The sequence below is a fragment of the Sphingomonas faeni genome (assembly GCF_040407495.1).
In the GTDB taxonomy this organism is placed as follows: Bacteria; Pseudomonadota; Alphaproteobacteria; order Sphingomonadales; family Sphingomonadaceae; genus Sphingomonas; species Sphingomonas faeni_D.
Map to the genome: position 1 here is coordinate 1,008,425 of NZ_JAPZPP010000002.1, position 19,210 is coordinate 1,027,634.

At 63.7% G+C, this 19,210-nt stretch carries 15 protein-coding genes; 6 read left to right on the forward strand and 9 right to left on the reverse strand.

Translation table 11 applies throughout. The features are described 5' to 3' along the window. Positions 1-75: 75 nt before the first annotated feature. From O6W96_RS09770 to O6W96_RS09780, 3 genes are all read right to left on the reverse strand, one after another. A complete protein-coding gene (locus O6W96_RS09770) occupies positions 76-837 on the reverse strand; it encodes an SDR family NAD(P)-dependent oxidoreductase (protein ID WP_353469331.1) in 762 nt (253 codons plus the stop codon). Positions 838-846: 9 nt separating this feature from the next. Further along, positions 847-2,331 (reverse strand): carboxylesterase/lipase family protein, encoded by a 1,485-nt coding sequence (locus O6W96_RS09775; protein ID WP_353469332.1) that lies wholly within the window; start codon positions 2,329-2,331, stop codon positions 847-849. Positions 2,332-2,471: 140 nt separating this feature from the next. Next, the gene (locus O6W96_RS09780) at positions 2,472-2,939 is read right to left on the reverse strand and encodes an NUDIX domain-containing protein (protein WP_353469333.1); all 468 of its coding nucleotides are present in this window, start codon (positions 2,937-2,939) and stop codon (positions 2,472-2,474) included. 252 nt (positions 2,940-3,191) lie between these two features. On the opposite strand from O6W96_RS09780, the gene O6W96_RS09785 reads away from it, so the two are divergent. The 3 genes from O6W96_RS09785 to O6W96_RS09795 all read left to right on the forward strand — a co-directional run bounded on the left by O6W96_RS09785 (position 3,192) and on the right by O6W96_RS09795 (position 7,430). Next, positions 3,192-4,319 (forward strand): alpha-hydroxy acid oxidase, encoded by a 1,128-nt coding sequence (locus O6W96_RS09785; RefSeq protein WP_353469334.1) that lies wholly within the window; start codon positions 3,192-3,194, stop codon positions 4,317-4,319. Positions 4,320-4,475: 156 nt separating this feature from the next. Continuing rightward, positions 4,476-7,124 carry a M1 family metallopeptidase gene (locus tag O6W96_RS09790; protein ID WP_353469335.1) on the forward strand — a complete coding sequence of 883 codons (2,649 nt, stop codon included), beginning with the start codon at positions 4,476-4,478 and terminating at the stop codon, positions 7,122-7,124. Positions 7,125-7,208: 84 nt separating this feature from the next. Beyond that, positions 7,209-7,430, forward strand: a complete 222-nt coding sequence (locus tag O6W96_RS09795) for a hypothetical protein (protein ID WP_353469336.1) — start codon at positions 7,209-7,211, stop codon at positions 7,428-7,430. A 51-nt stretch (positions 7,431-7,481) separates the two neighbouring features. Here the strand turns inward: O6W96_RS09795 and O6W96_RS09800 are convergent, their stop codons facing one another. Further along, positions 7,482-8,147 carry an HAD family hydrolase gene (locus O6W96_RS09800; RefSeq protein ID WP_353469337.1) on the reverse strand — a complete coding sequence of 222 codons (666 nt, stop codon included), beginning with the start codon at positions 8,145-8,147 and terminating at the stop codon, positions 7,482-7,484. Positions 8,148-8,645: 498 nt separating this feature from the next. On the opposite strand from O6W96_RS09800, the gene O6W96_RS09805 reads away from it, so the two are divergent. The 3 genes from O6W96_RS09805 (at position 8,646) to O6W96_RS09815 (ending at position 10,945) form a co-directional block, all read left to right on the forward strand. After that, a complete protein-coding gene (locus O6W96_RS09805) occupies positions 8,646-9,818 on the forward strand; it encodes a zinc-dependent alcohol dehydrogenase (protein WP_353469338.1) in 1,173 nt (390 codons plus the stop codon). A gap of 80 nt (positions 9,819-9,898) precedes the next feature. Continuing rightward, a complete protein-coding gene (locus O6W96_RS09810; protein ID WP_353469339.1) occupies positions 9,899-10,357 on the forward strand; it encodes a hypothetical protein in 459 nt (152 codons plus the stop codon). An 84-nt stretch (positions 10,358-10,441) separates the two neighbouring features. Continuing rightward, on the forward strand, positions 10,442-10,945 hold the full coding sequence (locus tag O6W96_RS09815; RefSeq protein ID WP_353469340.1) for a ferritin-like domain-containing protein: 504 nt from the start codon (positions 10,442-10,444) through the stop codon (positions 10,943-10,945). 325 nt (positions 10,946-11,270) lie between these two features. Here the strand turns inward: O6W96_RS09815 and O6W96_RS09820 are convergent, their stop codons facing one another. The 5 genes from O6W96_RS09820 to O6W96_RS09840 form a co-directional block, all read right to left on the reverse strand. Further along, on the reverse strand, positions 11,271-12,776 hold the full coding sequence (locus tag O6W96_RS09820; protein ID WP_435372202.1) for a tryptophan halogenase family protein: 1,506 nt from the start codon (positions 12,774-12,776) through the stop codon (positions 11,271-11,273). 8 nt (positions 12,777-12,784) lie between these two features. Then, on the reverse strand, positions 12,785-13,834 hold the full coding sequence (locus tag O6W96_RS09825) for a cupin-like domain-containing protein (protein WP_353469342.1): 1,050 nt from the start codon (positions 13,832-13,834) through the stop codon (positions 12,785-12,787). Further along, positions 13,831-14,553 carry a SapC family protein gene (locus O6W96_RS09830; RefSeq protein ID WP_353469343.1) on the reverse strand — a complete coding sequence of 241 codons (723 nt, stop codon included), beginning with the start codon at positions 14,551-14,553 and terminating at the stop codon, positions 13,831-13,833. The genes O6W96_RS09825 and O6W96_RS09830 overlap by 4 nt, the downstream gene beginning before the upstream one ends. Before the next feature lie 134 nt (positions 14,554-14,687). Then, positions 14,688-17,894 carry a TonB-dependent receptor gene (locus O6W96_RS09835; protein ID WP_353469344.1) on the reverse strand — a complete coding sequence of 1,069 codons (3,207 nt, stop codon included), beginning with the start codon at positions 17,892-17,894 and terminating at the stop codon, positions 14,688-14,690. 531 nt (positions 17,895-18,425) lie between these two features. Then, entirely contained in the window at positions 18,426-19,127 is a 702-nt protein-coding gene (locus O6W96_RS09840) for a DUF6445 family protein (protein WP_353469345.1), read from the reverse strand. Positions 19,128-19,210: the final 83 nt, after the last annotated feature.

The following is a 19,210-nucleotide window of genomic DNA, read 5'->3' on the forward strand; positions in this document are numbered from 1 at the left end:
AGCTATCCGATAGCTTACCTGTATGAAAGGTCCAGTGCTATGCCGTCCGGCTCGCGCGCTTCGCCGATCGGTGCGCTACCAGCAGCTATAGCCGCCGTCGGCGAGGACGATGCTGCCGGTCATCAGGCTCGCCGCATCCGAGGCGAGAAACGCGACGATCGCGGCGACTTCTTCGGGTTCGCCCAGGCGGCCCTGTGGCGTGCCGTCGATCCAGCGCTTGTACATTTCACCCTCGCGATCCGCGAAGCTGTTGAGAACGGTGTTGATGTAGGTCGGCGCAACCGCGTTGACGCGGACGCCGCGTGGCGCCCATTCGGCTGCGAGGCTCCTGGTAAGCTGATGCACCGCGGCCTTCGATGCGTTGTAGTAGCTCTGCGGCTGTGGCCGGTTGACGATGAACCCGCTCATCGACCCGACATTGACGATCGCGCCCTTCCCCGCCGCCAGCATGTGCCGGCCAAAGGCGCGCGCGCACCAGAAGGTGCCATTGAGATTGACGTCGAGCACGTTCAGCCAATGCTCGTCGGCGACGTCTTCGGCTGGGGTTTCACTACGCGCGATGCCGGCATTGTTGACGAGGATGTCGATGGCCCCGAGCTGGTCGGCGACGGCCGTCACGCGGGCGGAGTCGGTGACGTCCATCGCAATACCGTCGACCGCATAGCCCTTGCCCGAGAGCGCCGCCTTTCCGGCCGCGATCGCCGTCTCGTCTCGGTCGGCAATCGTTACGTGCGCGCCCATCTCCGCCAGCGCTTCGGCACACGCCAGGCCGATCCCGGCGGCGCCACCTGTCACGAGCGCACGGCGGCCGGTCAGCTTCAATCGTTCGAGATACATGGTCGGTCCTCAGGGCAGGAAGGGTGCGGCCGGCATGACGGGCTCATGTCGCGCCTCCTGCCGGACAAGCGAATAGACCTGCCGCGTTTCGGCATCGAATTCGACCCAGGGCAGGCGGCCGTCGGTCGCGAACCGGATCCATAGCGCGTGCATCCGTTCGGCGAGATCCTGTGGTGGATTGGGTCCGCACAGACCCTGCTCGCCGGTTACGCACGCCAAGGCATCGAACACGAACGGCAGCTCCATGCCGTGCGACGCGCCGAGCTCGCCGCCGAACATCGGTGAGCGCCAGTCGAACTCGTACATATGCGTGCGTCCCTTGTGCGCTTCCGCAAACCGTCGCGCGGGCCAGCGAAAGACGAGATCGTTCATCGCATCGGTCAGCACCTGCCCCGGCTTCTTGCCCTTCGTGCCGATCCCGTAGGCCTTCAGCACTTTGCGCGCCTGCGGTTGCGACTTGTGGAGGACATAGGTCGCCAGCAACCGGCCGATCTTGTCGCGTACGCCGGTGGGGACGAGATACAGGTTCATCTCCTCCGCATTGGTGCCGATCAACAGATCGACGTCCGCGCCCGCGCCGTTCGCCAGCGCATCGAGCGGACGCTGCGGCAACACGTCGTCGCCGTGGACGGGAACGAAGCGGCTGATCCCGAACACGGGTTCGCGGCCAGCATCATCGCGCAGATCGATCCGCGCGGTTGGTGCGGATACCGCCTCGACCGCGTCGATCAGCGCATCGTACGGCACGCTGCCGAAGCCGGTCGCGTCGGGCGTGATCTTCAGGATCTTGGCTAGCTTCTTCACCAGTCGCTGCATCACCGGGACCGACCGCGTCATTCCGCCGTGTCCGCTCTGAACGATCGCCCGCCGGAACAATCCCCTGGCGAGCGGCGAGGCGATCAGGTCCGCGATTGCCATGGCACCCGCGGACTCACCGAACACCGTGACGTTACCCGGATCGCCGCCGAACGCCGTTATCTCGTCCCGTACCCATGTCAGCGCCGCGATCATGTCGCGCAGGCCGAGGTTGGTCGGCACGCCAGAGATCGGCAGGAAGCCGTCCACCCCCATCCGGTAGTTGATCGCGACGCAGATCACGCCGTCTCGCGCGAACGTGCTGCCGTCCTGTACCGGCGCATCCTTGCTGCCGATCACGAACCCGCCGCCGTGAATGAACACCATCACCGGCAGGCCAGTCCAATCGTCGTCGGGCCGCCAGATATTCGCCGTCAGATACTCGTCGCCCGGCGCCCAGCCCTCGCCGATCAGTGGTACGGTATCGAGGCCGGGGAACGCCTTGGTCCGCTGCGGTGCGTTCGGTCCGGCCAAGGTCGCGTCGCGTACGCCGTGCCACGGCACGACCGGTTGCGGCGGCGCGAACCGGTTCGCCCCCACCGGCGCCGCGGCGTAGGGCACGCCGAGGAACCGCCGCAGGTCGCCTCCGGCGCTCCCTTGCACGATACCGCCGGCGGTCGAGACGATGGGTTGGCTCACGATGTTCTCTCCTCCCGATCCGCAGCCGCGGTCGGAGGACAGAGGTAGCAGTCCGGCAAAGCACGTCGCGAACTCACGTTATGCCCATCGTTGCTTTCATCGTGCAGTCCGGCGAGCCGGTGAACCGGCAAGCGGCGGTATTACCAGGTCCCGGTGCCCGTCGCACCCTGCCGGTATTCGGCGATGCGCCGTCGGGTCGCCGGCGATGTCGCCTCCGGCAGGTCGTCCACCGGGAACCAGCCGGCCTGTTCGATCTCCCGCAAGTCGGCGCGGGCGAGCACACCGCTTGCCGCGGTTCGCACGACGAAGATCACGATATGGTCGTCCTTGCCCTCCCCACGGCTGTGATAGACGCCGAGGACCCGCTCGATCAGCGGGTCGGCAATCGCCACCTCTTCGGCAAGCTCGCGCACCAGCGCGGCGGCGATACTCTCGCCCTTCTTCACGCCGCCGCCCGGCAGATACCAGTGATCGGCATAGGTATGCCGCACCAGCGCGACCCGCCCGTCCCGATCCAGCAGCAGCGCGCGAACACCGATCGTGCGCGGCTTGCCGATCCGCCATACGAGCCTCGCTATCCTGCCGATCAATCGATGACGTACACCCACGCGTCTATCCTTCTGCCTTTGTCGACTCGTCCCAAGGCACCCGAGAACTTGGTGTACGCCAGATGCCGTTGGGGGGCACAACCAAGCAGCGGACGGGCACAGCGAATGGTTTTGTAGCTCGTTCCGAATGCGGTCAGATTGAAATGGCTTCTCCGACATCCTGATCACGGGAGCAATCCGCACCGACTTCAACCAGTGGCAGGGCCCATGACGCGACTTCAACGTGCGAACAATATAGCCGACCTGCGCCTGATGGCACGCAAACGGCTGCCGCGGCCGATCTTCGACTATATCGACGGCGGTGCCGACGACGAAGTGTCGCTGCGCCGAAACGTCAGCGCCTTTTCGAACTACGAACTAGTACCGGACGTCTTGAATGACGTTTCGACAATCCAGACCGGCACGACGCTATTCGGACAGCCGTCACGCTGGCCGCTGATGCTGGCGCCGACGGGGCTCACCCGCATGTTCCACGGCCATGCCGAGCTCGCCGTCGCACGCGCGGCCGCGCGACACGGCATACTCTACAGCCTGTCGACGATGGGGACCACGCGGCTCGAAGATCTTGCCCAGGCATTCGCAGGACCGAAGGTCTTCCAGATCTATATCTTCAAGGATCGCGGCCTGACCGCAGAGTTCGTCGCGCGCTGCCGGGATGCAGGCTTTCACGGGCTGGCGCTGACCGTCGATACGCCCGTGGCCGGCAACCGCGAGCGAGACCGACGCAGTGGGCTGTCGCTGCCCCCCAAGCTGACGCTCAAGTCGCTACTCAGCTTCGCGCGTCATCCCGCATGGTCGCTGCCCGCACTGACGGGGTCGAAATTCGATCTCGCGAACGTCAGCCACAAGATCGACGCGCTCGCATCGGGGCCGATGAGCCTGTTCGACTATATCGGGGGCCAGTTCGATCGCTCGGTCGGGTGGCGCGACGTCGAATGGCTCGCACGCGAGTGGAACGGACCGCTCGCGATCAAGGGCGTGATGACGCCCGAGGACGCGCGGGGTTCGATCGCGTCGGGCGCGACCGGCGTGATGGTATCGAACCACGGCGGACGCCAACTCGATGGAGCGCCTACGCCGATCGACCAGATCGCAGCGGTGCGCGACGCGGTGGGCGATGCACCGGACGTCATCTGCGACGGCGGCATCCGGCGTGGCTCGGACGTGGCGAAGGCGTTGGCGTTGGGGGCGACCGCCTGTTCGATCGGGCGCCCCTATCTGTACGGCCTCGCAGCGGGCGGAGAGGCAGGCGTCGACCGAGCCCTGACGTTGTTGACCGAAGAATTCGAGCGCACGCTGACGCTCGCCGGTGTGAACGATATCGCGGCGCTGTCCCGCCGTCATGTTCGGGTTCGGGAGAATGGGGGTGATCTGGCGTAGTTTGCTACGAAGGTGATCACCAGACGCGTGGCCAATACCGTCGTCCCCGTTCCGCCATCCTTCCTCGCCTGGCACCAACCAACCTGCCGTAACGCCGGCTTGCCGTACAGATCGCGACGACCTAGCGTGGCGACGAGAACGACAAGGGGATGAGCGGTGCGCAACGGATTCATGCTGACGGTCGCAGCGCTATTATCGACGACGGCGTTCGCGCAGTCGCCCGCGACGAGCATCGTTGCGGATGCCAACGCACCGAAGGGTCGGCTTTCGGATGCCGCGGTGCCCAAGGCCTATCGGCTTGACCTGACCATCCTTCCCGAGAGCGACGGCTTCGCCGGGCATGACGAGATCGACGTCGTGCTGAAAGGCCGCACGACCAAGCTCTACATGCATGGACGCGATCTGGTCGTCGGCAAGGTCTTTGCGCGGATGGGCAGCACCATCGTCCCCGCTACCTTCACGCAGGTCGACGCGACCGGGACCGCGCGGCTCGACTTTGCCAGCGCCGTCCCGGCGGGCGCGGCGACGCTGGTGTTCGACTATCGCGGCAAGTTCGGCGATGACGCGTCCGGCTTGTACCACGTCAAGGTCGCCGACCGCTGGTACAGCTGGACCCAGTTCGAGAGCATCGATGCGCGCGCGGCGTTTCCCTCGTTCGACGAACCCGGTTTCAAGCAACCGTTCACCGTAAGCGTCACGACGCACCCAGGCATGACGGTGGTGAGCAACAGCCCCGAAACCGGTGTGACAAAAACCGGTGCGGGCCTCGAAACGCATCGCTTCGCACCCACCAAGCCGTTGCCGACCTATCTGGTCGCGGTCGATACCGGGCCCTTCGCCCGACAGTCGGGGACGATCGCGCCGACACCGGAGCGCGCGCACCCCATGGCCTTGGGAGCCGTCGCCACGCAGGCGCAGAAGGACAAGATGGGCTATGTGATGGCGGAGACGCCGCGCATCGTGAGCCTGCTTGAGCGCTATTTCGGCGAGCCGTTCCCGTTCCCCAAGCTGGACCAGATCGGCTCGCCGATCATGCCCGGCGCCATGGAGAACGCTGGCGCGGACACGTATGGTGACGGGATCATCTTCCTCGATCGCAACGCCACGACCAGCGACAAGCAGTCGTTCGGCATGATCGTCAGCCACGAGTTGGCGCACCAGTGGTTCGGTGACCTCGTGTCGCCCGCCTGGTGGAGCGATATCTGGCTCAACGAGAGCTTCGCCAACTGGATGGGGTACCGCATCGGCAACGAGTGGCGGCCAGAGCTCGGCATCGGCGTCGGCGCCATCGCGGAAGGGTTCGGCGCGATGAATACCGATGCGCTGGAGGTCGGGCGCCCGATCCACCAGGCGATCACCGAGAACACTCAGATCGACGCCGCGTTCGACAACATAACCTACGGCAAGGGCGGCCACGTCGTCGCGATGATCGCCGCCTATCTCGGCGACGAGAAGTTCAAGGCCGGCGTGCGGCTCCACCTGAAGCGTCACGCCTATGGCAATGCCTCGTCGGAGCAGTTCTTCCAGTCGATCGCCGACGCCGGGCACGATCCCAAGCTGCTCGCGGCGCTGACGAGTTTCGTCGACCAGCAGGGCGTACCCGTGGTCGACCTGCGCCGCGAGGGCGGCAAGCTGACCGCGGTTCAGGCGCGCTACGCATTCCTGGGTTCCAAGCCGGCGCCGCTGCAGTGGACGATCCCCTTGTGCGTACGCATCGACGCCAGCAAACACTGCACGTTGATGGATGCGAAGACCGCGACCTTGGCTATCCCGGCCGGACGCGTGCTGATGCCGAATGTGGGCGGTACCGGCTATTACCGGTTCGATCTCGCGCCGGCCGACTGGCAGTCGCTGATCGCGTCGTCCGCCACGCTGTCGCCAGGCGAAGCCGTCGCAACCACGGACAGCCTTTGGGCGTCGTTCCGCGCTGGCAAGGCCCCCGCGACGTGGTTGGTCGCCGAGGCGCGCGCGATGGCCAACAATCCGGATGCTACCGCCAGCGTCGATCCCGGCGAACGGATTGCCGGATGGCGCTCGCGCGGACTGATCGCGCCCGCCTCGGTACCGGCATACCGCGCGCTGATGGCCTCGATCTATACGCCGCAATTGACCAAGCTCGGCTTCGATCCGGCGGTCGGTGCGCATGCGAGCGATGATCCCGGACGTCAGAACCTGCGCCATCGGCTGGTCGGCCGGGTCGCGGACGACGCCCGCGACCCGGCCGTTCGGACGAAGCTGAAGGATGCGGCCAGCCGCTTCCTCGGCGGCGACGCGGCCGCGCTCGATCAAGGCTTCCTGTTTGGTGGCTTGTCTGCGCTATCGCAGGACGGCGGCTTGCCGGTCGCCAAAATGCTCGTCGAGCGCGGACTGTCCAGCGAGGACCCGACGCTACGATCGAGCGCCCTGGCGGCAGCGGCATCGAGCGGTCGCGCGGATGTCGCGCACTACCTGCTGTCGCTCGACGACAAGCGTCTGCGCGGCTTCGATCGCGTGCAGCTGATCTTCGGCGTCGTGGGCACGGTCGAGACGCGCGATCTCGGCACCGACTGGGTGCTGGCAAATTACGATCGGCTGGTCGCGGGCGCCAACGGCATCTTCATCACCAGCCGGCTGCCGTCTGCGTTCGCCTCGCAATGCGGCGCCGATCGCGCCGCCAGCATCGATGCGAAAGTCGGGCCGGTGATCCGCAAAGCCAATGTCGGGCTGCTGGCCTATCAGCGCGCGCTTGAATCGATCCGCCTCTGTGGAACGCTCAAGGCTGCGAAATCGGGAGAGATCGCGGCGGCCATCAACACCGGCAGCTGAGCGGCAGGCCCGCTCGGTCGACGGCTGGACACCCGACCGTGCGCCGTTAAGGGCGTCCTGGAACCCGGCGAAGCGAGAATGCACATGGTACCGACAGTGATCACGCCAAGCGGCCCCGGCGCGATGGAAGCCGGTCTCATTCTGGACGAGGAAGGCCAGCGCTTCGTCGTGCTGACGTTCAAGGAACCGCAGGGCGAGCCGACCCTGGTCACGTTCACGGTGCCGGTGTTCCAGAACTATGTCGAGCACCTCGTCCGCACCGCCGCGGCGGCCAACGAGGAAGCCAATTGGGGCATTCCTGGCTGACCGAGCGTCGCCGGATGGGGTCCGCCATTAGCGGCAGCTTGGTCGAGAATCTTAGCGTCCCAACGGCGATGTGGCATAACCGGCGAGCAGCGCGGCTACGTCGTCGTAGATCGCGACTGCACCGGCAGAGTTCAGTTGAGCGTCCTTGAACTTGCCGGATCGGACCGCGACCGCGGCGATACCGCATTTGGCCGCTGCCTCGATGTCATAGGGCGTATCGCCGACGACGATGACGTTCCCCGCGTCGATCCCCGGCAGTTTCTCGAGCGCGGTCGCGAATATATCGGGCGCGGGCTTGGTGTTCTCGACATCGTCGCTGCTGGTGGTCGCGGCGATCAGATCGCGCGCGTCGAGCAGGTCGATATAATGATCGAGTTCGGCTTGCGACGCCGACGACGCCAGTACGACCTGCTGCCCCAGCCCATGCGCGTGCGCCAATACCGCGTGCGCTTGCGCAAAGGGCTTGGCGGCTTCGAGGTACTTTGCCTTGAATATCTTGCCGTGCCGCTCGCCTAGCGCCGTCTGCTGATCCTCGTCGGCATCCGGCAGCAAGGTCGGAACGAGCATATCGGTTCCCTTGCCGATCTGATCGTGAATGACGTGTCGATCGAACGCCGCACCGACTTCCGCGAAAGCTTCCTCCCAAGCGAGGACGTGCAGATCGTTGGAGTCGACCAGCGTGCCATCGATGTCGAAGAGAATAGCGTCGATCTGCATCTGAAAATCCTGAAATTGCCCGGATGGATAGCCGCTGCCTGTCCTCGACGGCCGCGAACGGCGGCTGACCGGCAGGAGAGCTTGCGAAGGCAAACGGCCAAGGATCCGGTTCGGTCCCGCATGGTTTCGCTGCAACGACGATTATCCAGGACAGGATCTGCAAGTCCTTACGATCAAGGCGCTTATTCTCCCATAGATCGTCGCGATCATTATCGATACGACACTGCTGGGAAACCGAACAAATCATACCGACGCGAGCGATGCGATCGATCAATGTGCTGCGCTTGATCGTGATCAGTATGAAAGTTCGTCGACGGTACGGATCGCGAAGGAACGATGTCGGGTCTTCGATCGCTATAATTTCCAACGATCCGTCGAGAGCGGATGACTTGTCGATGCAACCATCTTTCATGGACTGCCGCCTATCACGGTTCGGCGAATAGTCGCTGGGTGTCGCATCGATGTGACGTCTGCATTTTGCTTAAAAGGAGACCCTTCATGCGTGCACTCGTCTGGCATGGCAAAGGCGACGTTCGCGTCGATACTGTTGCCGATCCCGAAATCCAGCATCCCCGCGATGCGATCATCAAGGTTTCGGCCTGTGCGATCTGTGGGTCCGACCTGCATCTGCTCGATGGATATCAGCCGACGATGCAGGCGGGCGACATTCTCGGCCACGAGAACATGGGCGTGGTCGTCGCGCTCGGCTCCGAAGTCACCAATTTAAAGATCGGCGACCGCGTCGTCGTGCCGTTCACGATCAGTTGCGGCGATTGCTTCTTTTGTCGCAAGGGGCTGTTCTCAGCATGCGAGCGCACCAATCCGAACGCGGAGATGGCGATCAAGGCGATGGGCCATTCACCCGCCGGCCTGTTTGGGTTCAGTCACATGCTAGGTGGCTATTGCGGTGGCCAAGCCGAGTATCTGCGCGTGCCGATGGCGGATATCGGCCCGATCAAGGTGCCCGACAGCGTCACCGACGAGCAGGCGCTGTTCCTCTCCGACATCTTCCCGACCGGCTACATGGCCGCAGAGAATGCGCAGATCGAGCCGGGCGACACCGTGGCGATCTGGGGTTGCGGTCCGGTCGGTCAGTTCGCGATCCGCTCGGCACTGATGCTGGGCGCGGGCCGCGTGATCGCGATCGACGAGGTGGCCGAGCGTCTGGCGATGGCCGAGGCTGGCGGGGCTGAGACGATCAACTTCGCCGAAGTCGACAGCGTCTATGACGAACTCCAGTTCCGCACCAAGGGCCGTGGCCCCGACAGCTGCATCGACGCGGTCGGCGCAGAGGCTTCAGGCCATGGCGCGATGGATGCGGTGATCGACAAGGTGAAGGCGGCGACGTTCCTCGCCACCGACCGCGTCCACGTACTGCGCGAGGCGATCATGAGCTGTCGGATGGGCGGCACGGTGTCGATCCCCGGCGTCTATGTCGGGATGGGCGACAAGATCCCGATCGGCGCGATGATGAACAAGGGGCTGACGATCAAGACCGGCCAGACGCACGTCCAGGCCTATACCAAGCCGCTGCTCGCGCGGATCGAGGCGGGCGATATCGACCCGAGCTTCGTCGTCACGCACCCGGCGAGGCTCGAGGATGCGCCCGAGATGTACCAGAAGTTCCGCGACAAGCAGGACGGCGTCATCAAGGTCGTGCTCCGGCCGTAACTCCGTCCCGAGCCAGTCCGCTCCCGTCGGGCGGACCGGCTCGGTTCGTTTTGATCCGCTACATTCAGAAGGACGTACCGATGAGTGACCAGGTTCATACCCCCGTGCCCGGCAATCCAGCGAGCAAGGGCGCACCGGACGGCGTCTCGGATTCGCCACGCGGCAACGATGACGTTCACGGCCGCAGCGAAGGCGGCGAAAGTGGCGGTGGGTCCTATCCCAACCCGCATGCCGGCAAGACCGAGACGAACACCGGCTTCATGGCACATGGCGGCCAGACCGACATCGCTTATCACGGTGGCGGCCAGGCGGGCGAAGACGGCGGCACTGCCGGAAACGGTGTCGCAGGCTCGAGCGGCGGTGACCGCACGACAATTGCGGCCGACCCTGATGCAGACCGTAAACCGCATGCCATCCCGGCCGAAGGTCGCACGATCGAGGTCGTCGAGACGTCGGGCATCGCCGAGGCCGAGGCCGACGGCAAGATCGGTACCGATGCCGGCTACGAGGACGAGCAGAAGCAGCCCGGCGCCGGCTGAGGTCGGCGCTCTTCGCTTGGCGTTTTTCAAGATCCACAACCAGCCGCCGCGCCTCCCGCCCGGTGGAAACACTAGGATGATCCCATGTCTGCACCTGAAGATCTCCAGGAAATCTACACCGACGAGCTGAAGGATCTGTGGTCCGCGAACGACCAGATGAAGAAGGTCCTGAAGAAGATCACGTCGAAGGCGAGCGATGCGTCGCTGAAGGAAATGCTGACCAAGTCGCAGGCGGATATCGAGAAGCACGTCGATCTGCTGAAGGAGCTGATCGCGTCGAACGACGAGAAGGTCTCGAAGGAGCATTGCAAGGGCATGGAAGGCCTCGTCGCCGAAGCCACCAAGCATGTCCTCGAGGAGGGGCCGGAGAAGGGTCCGTTGCTCGATGTGATGATCATCGCGCAGTATCAGCGGATGACGCATTACGGGATCGCCGGGTTCGGCACGGCCGCGGCGTATGCGAAGGCGCTGGGTCTCAAGGACGATCACAAGTCGCTGACCGCGGCGACCAAGGACATCTACGGTGGCGACGAATATATGACGAAGCTCGCCGAAACGAGCGTGAACCTCCAGGCGGAAGACGCGTAAGGCGATGCCCGCCGGCCGATGGTCGGCGGGCCTTTTCGGTTGGGTGCGTACCTGCGAGTTTGGCAGGCCCGACGGCGTTCATGCGCTGTACGCTGGGTGAGCGTACCTGCCGGCCGGAAGACGCGTTACGGCAAATCGTTTGGAAGGTCGCAAGGCCTGCAAACCGCGTCACTTGCAAGGCGTCGAGAAACGCGGCGGGGACGTCGGCACGCGACGGTTATCTTCACCCTGTCATGCCACGCTCGTTCCGGCATCCACGGTTCGGCATGATCCATAGACTTGAGTGTGCGGGACCGTGCGTCCGGGGTGACGGAATGGGCGCGGTTCATGCGCCAGATGCCTGAGCTCCAGCGCAGTAGCGGTTCAGGAAATCCTGATGCGCGGGGAGCCTGGCGACACGATCGGCGACGTCGGTGCGGATGTCCTTGAGCGCATCGGTCAGGTTGGCGTCCGAGATCATCCGACCCATACGATGGAAACCGCGGGGTTCGAGGTTCTGGCCCAGCATCACCTGCGCCCAGCTATCGACGCGGAACAGGTCTTCTGATGCCTGATAGGCCTGCGCATCCTGGCGGAAGAGCGCGATCCGTTCGGCCAGCGTATCCGGGACCTGCATCTCCCGGCAACGGCGCCAGAGCGGCTCGTCGCGCTGGTTCAGATGATAATGGAGGATGATGAAATCGCGCACGCCTTCGGATTCGCGGCGCGACATCGTGTTGAAGCGATCGACCAGCGCGTCGTCGATCCCGTCGAACGGAAAAAGCTGGATCAGCCGCGTGATCGCGATCTTCATCAGGTGGATGCTGGTCGATTCCAACGGCTCGACGAAGCCGCTCGAAAGGCCGAGCGCGACGACGTTCTTGTTCCAAACCTTGCGCCGCGCCCCCGTCTGGTAGCGGATCACGCGCGGTTCGGTCAGGACCTCGCCCTCGACATCGGCGAGCAGCTTTGCGCGTGCCTCGTCGTCCGAAAGGCAGCCTTGCGCATACACGATACCGTTGCCGACACGGTGCTGGAGCGGGATGCGCCAGCGCCATCCCGCCTCGTGCGCGATGGCGCGCGTATACGGTACGGCCGGTCCGACCGACGCGGTCTGCACCGCGATCGCACTGTCGGTGGGCAGCCACTGCGTCCAGTCGTCATACCCTGTCTGCAGGGTCTGTTCGATGAGCAGACCCCGGAAACCGGTGCAGTCGAGAAACAGGTCGCCCTCGATCCGAATGCCGGAGTCCAGCACCAGCGCCTCGACGAAGCCGGTTTCGGCGTTCTGTTCCACCCGTTCGATCCTGCCCTCCACGCGGCGAACGCCCGCGGGTTCGGACAGCGCACGGAGGAAGCGCGCGTATCGACTCGCATCGAGGTGGTAGGCGTAGTTGATCTGGGCGTCTTTTCCGGTGGCGAAGCGCTCGGCAGCGGCGGCCTTCAGCTCGAAGCAATAGTCGCCAAGGGGGGCGGCGAAACCCCGCTCGCGGGCGTGCAGCCAGAGATGGTGAAAATCACCCATCCATGTCGACGCTCGCCCGATCGTGCCGAAGGAATGGAAGTAGCGTTCGCCCTGGCGTCCCCAGTTTTCGAACGAGATTCCCAGTTTGAAGCTGGCTTGGGTGGCGCGCATGAATGCCTGCTCGTCGATGCCGAGAAAGTTATGGAAGGTGCGCGAGGTCGGGATCGTCGACTCGCCAACGCCGACCGTGCCAATGTCGTCCGACTCGACGAGTGTGATCTCGAGCAAAGGCCCGAGCTGCTTGACCAGCGCCGCCGCGGCGATCCAGCCGGCCGTGCCGCCGCCGGCGATCACCACTTTCCGCACGTTCCGCTGGTCCACGCGCATCGCCTCCATCATCGGTTCAGCCGAGAGAGCAGCATCGCCCGAAGCCGTCGCGCAGCCGTTTCATCGAGGCGACCGAGCGGTCCTTGTGCCGCAGCCGGCAAGTGCGCGACCGGCCGTTCCGCGGGGCCGAACAGATAATAGTCGAAGAGCGCCGCCCACGCCTTCTTCTCGGCATCGGGGCGATCCCGCAGGCTGAGCATCCCGTGCAGCACCGTGGTCATCGGCGAATCGAGATGGGCCGGTGCGTCGTTCCACCAGAAGTTGACCATGACGTTGAAGTCGGCGAGCGCCTCGACATGGTGCCACCAGAGCGCGGGGTAGACGACCGCATCGCCGGGCCCGAGTTCGGCTATCTGCGCAGCGTCGACGGCCTGCGCGAAGTTCGGGAAGCGTACCAGGTCCGAATCGCGGAAATCGACCAGCGAGACGACTTGCCCTCCCGGCGTCGGCTCCAGTGGCCCCGGGTAGAGGTTCGCGACCTGCTCCGGCGGAAACAGCGTGAAGCGCCGAGCGCCGACCGCCACGCAGGCGATGTTGTTCGACATGTCGTAATGCGCCGCCGCCGTCGTGCGGTTTCCGATCCAGATGCTCTTCACCACGCCCGCAAAACAGGGATCGGCGAGCTGAAGGTCGTTACCGGCATTCGTGAAGCCGGGAAAATAGCCGTCCAGATCGGTGGAGCCGACGTAATAGGATGGTGTATCGGCTCGACCGAGCGCGGCGAGGATACGGCCCAGATACTCGTCGAGCTGAACACGTTCGCGGTCGAAGGCGAGCTGCGTCAGGGTATCGTCGTAGAAATATCGCCCGCCCGCGTCCGGCGCGGCTGTATAGCCTGCAGCGGGCCGCCCATTATAGAACGACAGCAGATACGCCGCGGCTGCCTGTGGCGTGCCGCGCCCCGCATCGACCAGCGGCCAGTGTCGCGCCAGTCCCCGCACGACCACGGGCTCGTTGCCAACAATCAACGTCGTCAAATCATCCGCACCGACAGCCTTTGCGTCGACCTCCCGCACGGTGCGGTGGGTGATCGGCCGGCCGGCGCCGAACGCCGTCATGCCAGCGACCGCGTGCGATTCTTGCGGTCTATCAAATGCTGGATGTTACCGAGCGAGGATGCCGCCATCGTCGCTGCACGCAGCAAACCGCTCGCATGAAGCTGTTCCAGCGGTGCGCCGGAGAGGGCCGCCAGCGCGGACTGATCGATCGTCAGAAGATCGGGGAGTTCATAGCCGTCCTCGTCGCTCAGGCTGATCTGTATGTCGACGGGTTGCAGCAGGCCGGCGGCCTCGAACTCGGCATAGATCGCAGGCGCAGTCGTCATACCTTCATGGATGACGCGCAGTAGGCTCGCGATATGATCGAGCAGCGGCGCGTTGCCGCCGTGTTCGAGGAACACCGGGAGGCCATCGTCCGCGCCGACGCGCGCATCGTCGCCGTCGATATAGACCAGCGGATCCCCCTGCCCCGCCTCGTCGGACCTGCTGCGATCGATGCCGATGGAGAAAGGTCCCCGCCGCTGCACGGCCGGGATATAGTCGCTGGTCCAGCGGCCCTCTTCCAGGAACAGATTCTCGTCGCGATCGAGGCCGAGCAGCACATAGGCCTGGATCCCTTCGTCCTCGCGGCGAAAGACGATCGGGAAGGAGCGCTGCGCCTCTTCGAATTCCGAAGGGTAGATCGGAAGCTGGTTGACTGCATCGCCGAACTCCGCGCCGGGGCGGATCGCGACGCGCAGGTCGGCATGCTCGACGTTATTCAACAAGACACGGGTCATATAGTCACGATCGCGGGCTGGAGTAACGGCGCGATTACAGCCGCCTTACACGGTGTTACAGCACGGCATCGGCCGCGCTCCAATGGAAAAGGGCCGCAGTCCACTGCGACCCTTTTCGTTTTACGCGGCGACGATCAGAACCGGTACCGCGCACCCAGCAGATAGCGGGGCTTGAGTTCCTGCGCGAAGACCAGATTCTCCTTCGACCGTGCATATTGCCTGACGCTTTCGCTCGTCAGGTTGATCGCCTCGAGCGACAACGCGATATGATCGTTGACGTCGTAACTGATGTTCGCATCGAGCGTCCCGAATGCCGCGGTGAACAGCGGATTGCGGCCATCACCCTGGTTCGTCAGCTGCAGATATTTGGCGCGCCAGTTATATGCGATACGGGCCGAAAGCCCGCCCTTGTCATAGATCAGCGTACCGTTCGCACTATCGCCGAGGCCGGTCAGTGCGAAGATGTTCACGGTGGGATCCGCATAGGGATCCACGTTCACGTTGCCGTCCACCTTGGTATAAGAAGCGGCGAAGCCGAAGCCTGTGTTACCGAAGAAGTTCGTCCACGCCACCTCGAAGCCGTGGATCTTGCCTTCGCGGTTGTTGAGCGGCTGCGACACGGCGAGGATGAACAACGGATCATTGGCGTTGGCGGTGATGTCCACCGCTGCCGATATCGCATCGGCGAACTGCTGATTGACGGCCGTCCCCGTGGCGTTTGCCCGGAAGGTGGCGTCCGCCGCCGCCACGTTGCCGCCGTTCTGAACGAGAAGCGCGGTGTAGGTGAACAGATTCACATCGGACTGGTCGAAGTTACCGTTCTTCAGCTGTGACAGCGCTGTACCCGACAATGTGCCGGCCGCACCGGACGTGGGATCCCGCAGCCCGAACAGGTTCTGGTTGGTGATCCCGGTGCCGATGAAATTGCGAACGCGTTTGTCGAAGAAGCCCACCGAGAAGAAGCTCGAAGGCTTATAATACCATTCGACCGACGCATCGAAATTGTCCGACACCAGCGGAAGCAGCGCTGGATTCTGTGCAGTACCGCCGCCGACGCCGCCCAATACCGTCGGGCGCGGCGGTTGCTGGACCGTCGCCGTGGCGAACAGATTGCCATAGGGTGCGCGCGCCAGCGTCCGACCGAACGACACACGCGCCTTCAGATTGCGGGCGACCTCGATGTTGAAGTCGACCGACGGCAGCAGGTTGCTGTAGTTGCCGCCGCCGGGCACGAGGTTGGTCTCGTTCGGAACCTGCACGAAGAAGTCATTGTCCGCGGTCCAGATCACCGCCGTCGGCACGGCCTGAAGCGCGATCGAGCGCGACCTGGTCCTTTCATATCGTCCACCGATCAGCAGATTGGCACGATGACCGGCGATCTCGCCCGCCCATGTCAACTGACCAAATACCGCCCAGGTCTTTTCGCTGACGCTGTCGTTCACGTTGCCGCTGCCGGAGACCTGATGCGTCTTGGCGACGCCAGCCGGAAGCTTGGAATCGATGTCGAGGTAATAGGGCTGGAAGATATTGAGCAGATCGACCGCATTGCCGCGGAACGCGACGAGCGATGCCCCCGACGCATTCGGGTTATACTTGTCGAACTTGCAGGTCAGGCAATAGGTCGACAGGAGTTTGCCCGCGATCTTCTCGGGAACGCCCGTGTCGCCGATCCCCCAGTCGCCAAGCGTCTGCTGCGTCTGCTGGCTGCTCGACTGCATCTTCGTGTCGATGTAGTTGCCGCCGAAATCGAAACGGCTGCCCTCGCCCAGATCCCAGCTGACCTGCGCACGCCCTTCGTTGATACGCTGGCTCTGACGCGACGTGATCGTGCGCGCCACCTGGGTACCCGTATCGCCGATGTCGAGGATGCCGTTGCCGTTGCCCTTTACCCGATCATTGATGACCTGCGCCTGCTGCGGAAATCCGGTGGTGAAATCCACCGAGTGCGAAGCGATCACCGGCGCCCCCAGCGAGAACAGCGTCGCAGAGGTGCCGTTTGTGTTGTCTGGCGTCGACTTGGAGGTCGAGTGATGACCGTCGAGCGTCAGGGTCAGATGGTCGGCAAACTCCCATTTCGCATTGGCACCGAGCGATTTCAGTTCGGTCTGCGTCGCGTATTGCTGCTGCTCGAAACCTTCGTCCTTAACCGGGTTCTCGTTCTCCTGGATGAAGACCGCGCTCGCCATCTTCGTGTTGTTGTCGAACGTCACCTGGTTGAAAGGCCGGTTGAACCAGTTGGTCTGCTCGCTCCGCTGCTCGCGCAGCTTGTTGCGTGCATATAGGCCGTCGACCGTGAACTCGAGCGTGTCGGTCGGCTTGAACTGCAACACCGCCTGACCGTTGATACGCTCGCGACGGTTCTCCGACAGGGCATAGCGGCTGTCGTTGGGGATCAACACATACGGCGTCGTCGGCTTGTTGGTGATCACCGTGGTGGGGGTGACGTACGTCGTGCTGCCGAAGAAGGTGGCGGTTGGAACGACGTTCCAATAATTCGGGTTCGAACTGACCGACGCGGAGTCGCGGAGCTGATAGCTGCCGAAGACGGACGCGCCGAACGTACGGTTCTCGTTGCTCCAACTGAGGATGCCGGACGCTTCGGGCGTCACGCGATGCTTCTTGCTTTCGGCGTCTTCGATCGAGCTGTCGTATAGCGCCTTGCCGCCGATCGAGCCGCTGAACCCGGCTTCACGCGAATCGAGCGGTTTGCGCGTGACGATGTTGATCGTCGCACCGATCCCGCCCGATGGTACGGTGGCGCGGCCGGTCTTGTAGACCTCCAACGTGCTGACGCCTTCCGAGGCGAGATTCTGGAAGTCGAACGATCGACCGGTACCCCGTGCGAACGCATTGCCACCGCTGGTATCGACATTGGATGCAGGAAGCTGGCGCCCATTGACGGTCACCAGGTTGAAGTCGCCGGAGAAGCCGCGCACGGCGACCTGCGATCCTTCGCCGTTCACGCGATTGATCGACACGCCGGTGATGCGCTGCAGCGATTCGGCGAGGTTGGTATCGGGAAACTTGCCGATGTCCTCGGCCGAGATCGCGTCGACGACGCCTGCCGAGTTCCGCTTGATGTCGATCGCGCGGTTCAGCGAAGCGCGAACGCCCGTGACGATGATATCGTTGGATGTGTCGGCGGTCGTTCCCGAGTCATTGGGTGCATTAACCTGCGCTATTGCAGGCGAATTCTCGCTACCCGGCTGGGCATTGGTTGCCGGGGCGTTCGCGTCGATGCCGGCCCCCGACTGCGCCGTGGCAGGTACCGCTAGGCACAACGTTATCGCGCCGACCGACGTCGTGCGTCCGAGCGCGACCAGAAACGTGCGTCCCCTCATCAATCCTCTCCCCTTTTTGCGACAGCCTTGGTCGCCAAATATCCGGCCGGTGTTGCCCCGGCTCGTGGTACCGCTATCACCTACTAGGCTATTGTCAAACGATATCGCGCCACATCTGAACCGAAACCGATTAATACTTGCAATAAAACAACACTGGTCAACTGATCCCCCTTCCAATGCTGTTTTAAGGGATCATCACCCCCGACCAGACACTTCAAGGGAATCTAACTTATGTTTTAATCGAACTGTTACCTTCCGGCTTGACTGACCGGGGTCAGTATTAAACCAACCAAATTTATTAATGACCCGATTTTGGTGGCACTGACACTATGAGGCACGGCAGTAGATAGCCCAGGTTGCGATACTGACCGGCCGATGGGATCCGAATGCGGTCGAAGCCCAACCTTTGACCCGTCTCGTGCAGGGGTTGGCGTGGGACCGCGGCTGATGCGCGCTACCACGCAATTGATCGCTACCGACGGCGGTCATCATGACGCGCAGGCGCGCATCCGAGGAACTCGAACCGCCCTTCTAATTGCCTGTAGCAAACGTCACGAAGACGTTCGCGGTCAATCGACCCAGGCGGGGATCGGGACTTAGCACGCACGATGCAGGCACATGCCCGGAGTGAAGCGCGCAACTGCGATACGCCACGAGTCGATTGAACCCCGCCGATACGCGCGCGATCTGTTCGAACCAGGGAGCGCCGGTATCGACGTAGCCCGGCGCGATGCCCTCGGTCGCTCTGCTGGCCCGATAGCTGGGCAGCCGATGCTCGCTCAGCGTCTCGAACCCGGTGGCGCGGTGCCGGAAGAACGTCGTGCCGCCAAACGCCTCGTCGCAGAGATAGTGGAGAATGGCGAATTGATGGGGATTGGTCGAATCGACATGCGGCGCACGCTGTACGGCAGACAGCGCATCCTCGGACACCGTCACGATCGAGAATGCTCCCTCAGCTTTCACGGGCCGGATACGACCGAGCGAAAACGCCTCGGAAATGGGGCCGGCAAGTGCCTCCACGATCGTCTTTATGTACTCGCGCGGCAAACTCGCCCGCAATCCGGGGTAACCGCCCGTAGCGGTGTAGGCCGGTAGTAAAGGACTCGACGCCGCGAGCTCGACCAACGCCTGCGGGTGCTGAAAAACAGCAGCGGATTCGAGCAAGACCTCCCCCTCGGATCCGACCTGCGTGGCGGTCAGCTTTGATCGTTGGGCCAGCGAGAAGGACGTCACGCAAAATACCTCGAAAAGCAGTGCCGCATATCAGAGCATAGATAGCGTAGTGTCCTTTGCGACAGCGGGACAGACTGCATGGG

Coding starts and splice junctions, on each gene's coding strand:
- O6W96_RS09825 (WP_353469342.1), bottom strand. CDS start 13,834: ATGACGGCGTTCGGCGCCGGCCGGCCGATCACCCACCGCACCGTGCGG.
- O6W96_RS09830 (WP_353469343.1), bottom strand. CDS start 14,553: ATGACCCGTGTCTTGTTGAATAACGTCGAGCATGCCGACCTGCGCGTC.
- O6W96_RS09800 (WP_353469337.1), bottom strand. CDS start 8,147: ATGCAGATCGACGCTATTCTCTTCGACATCGATGGCACGCTGGTCGAC.
- O6W96_RS09810 (WP_353469339.1), top strand. CDS start 9,899: ATGAGTGACCAGGTTCATACCCCCGTGCCCGGCAATCCAGCGAGCAAG.
- O6W96_RS09805 (WP_353469338.1), top strand. CDS start 8,646: ATGCGTGCACTCGTCTGGCATGGCAAAGGCGACGTTCGCGTCGATACT.
- O6W96_RS09770 (WP_353469331.1), bottom strand. CDS start 837: ATGTATCTCGAACGATTGAAGCTGACCGGCCGCCGTGCGCTCGTGACA.
- O6W96_RS09795 (WP_353469336.1), top strand. CDS start 7,209: ATGGTACCGACAGTGATCACGCCAAGCGGCCCCGGCGCGATGGAAGCC.
- O6W96_RS09835 (WP_353469344.1), bottom strand. CDS start 17,894: ATGAGGGGACGCACGTTTCTGGTCGCGCTCGGACGCACGACGTCGGTC.
- O6W96_RS09820 (WP_435372202.1), bottom strand. CDS start 12,776: ATGCGCGTGGACCAGCGGAACGTGCGGAAAGTGGTGATCGCCGGCGGC.
- O6W96_RS09785 (WP_353469334.1), top strand. CDS start 3,192: ATGGCACGCAAACGGCTGCCGCGGCCGATCTTCGACTATATCGACGGC.
- O6W96_RS09815 (WP_353469340.1), top strand. CDS start 10,442: ATGTCTGCACCTGAAGATCTCCAGGAAATCTACACCGACGAGCTGAAG.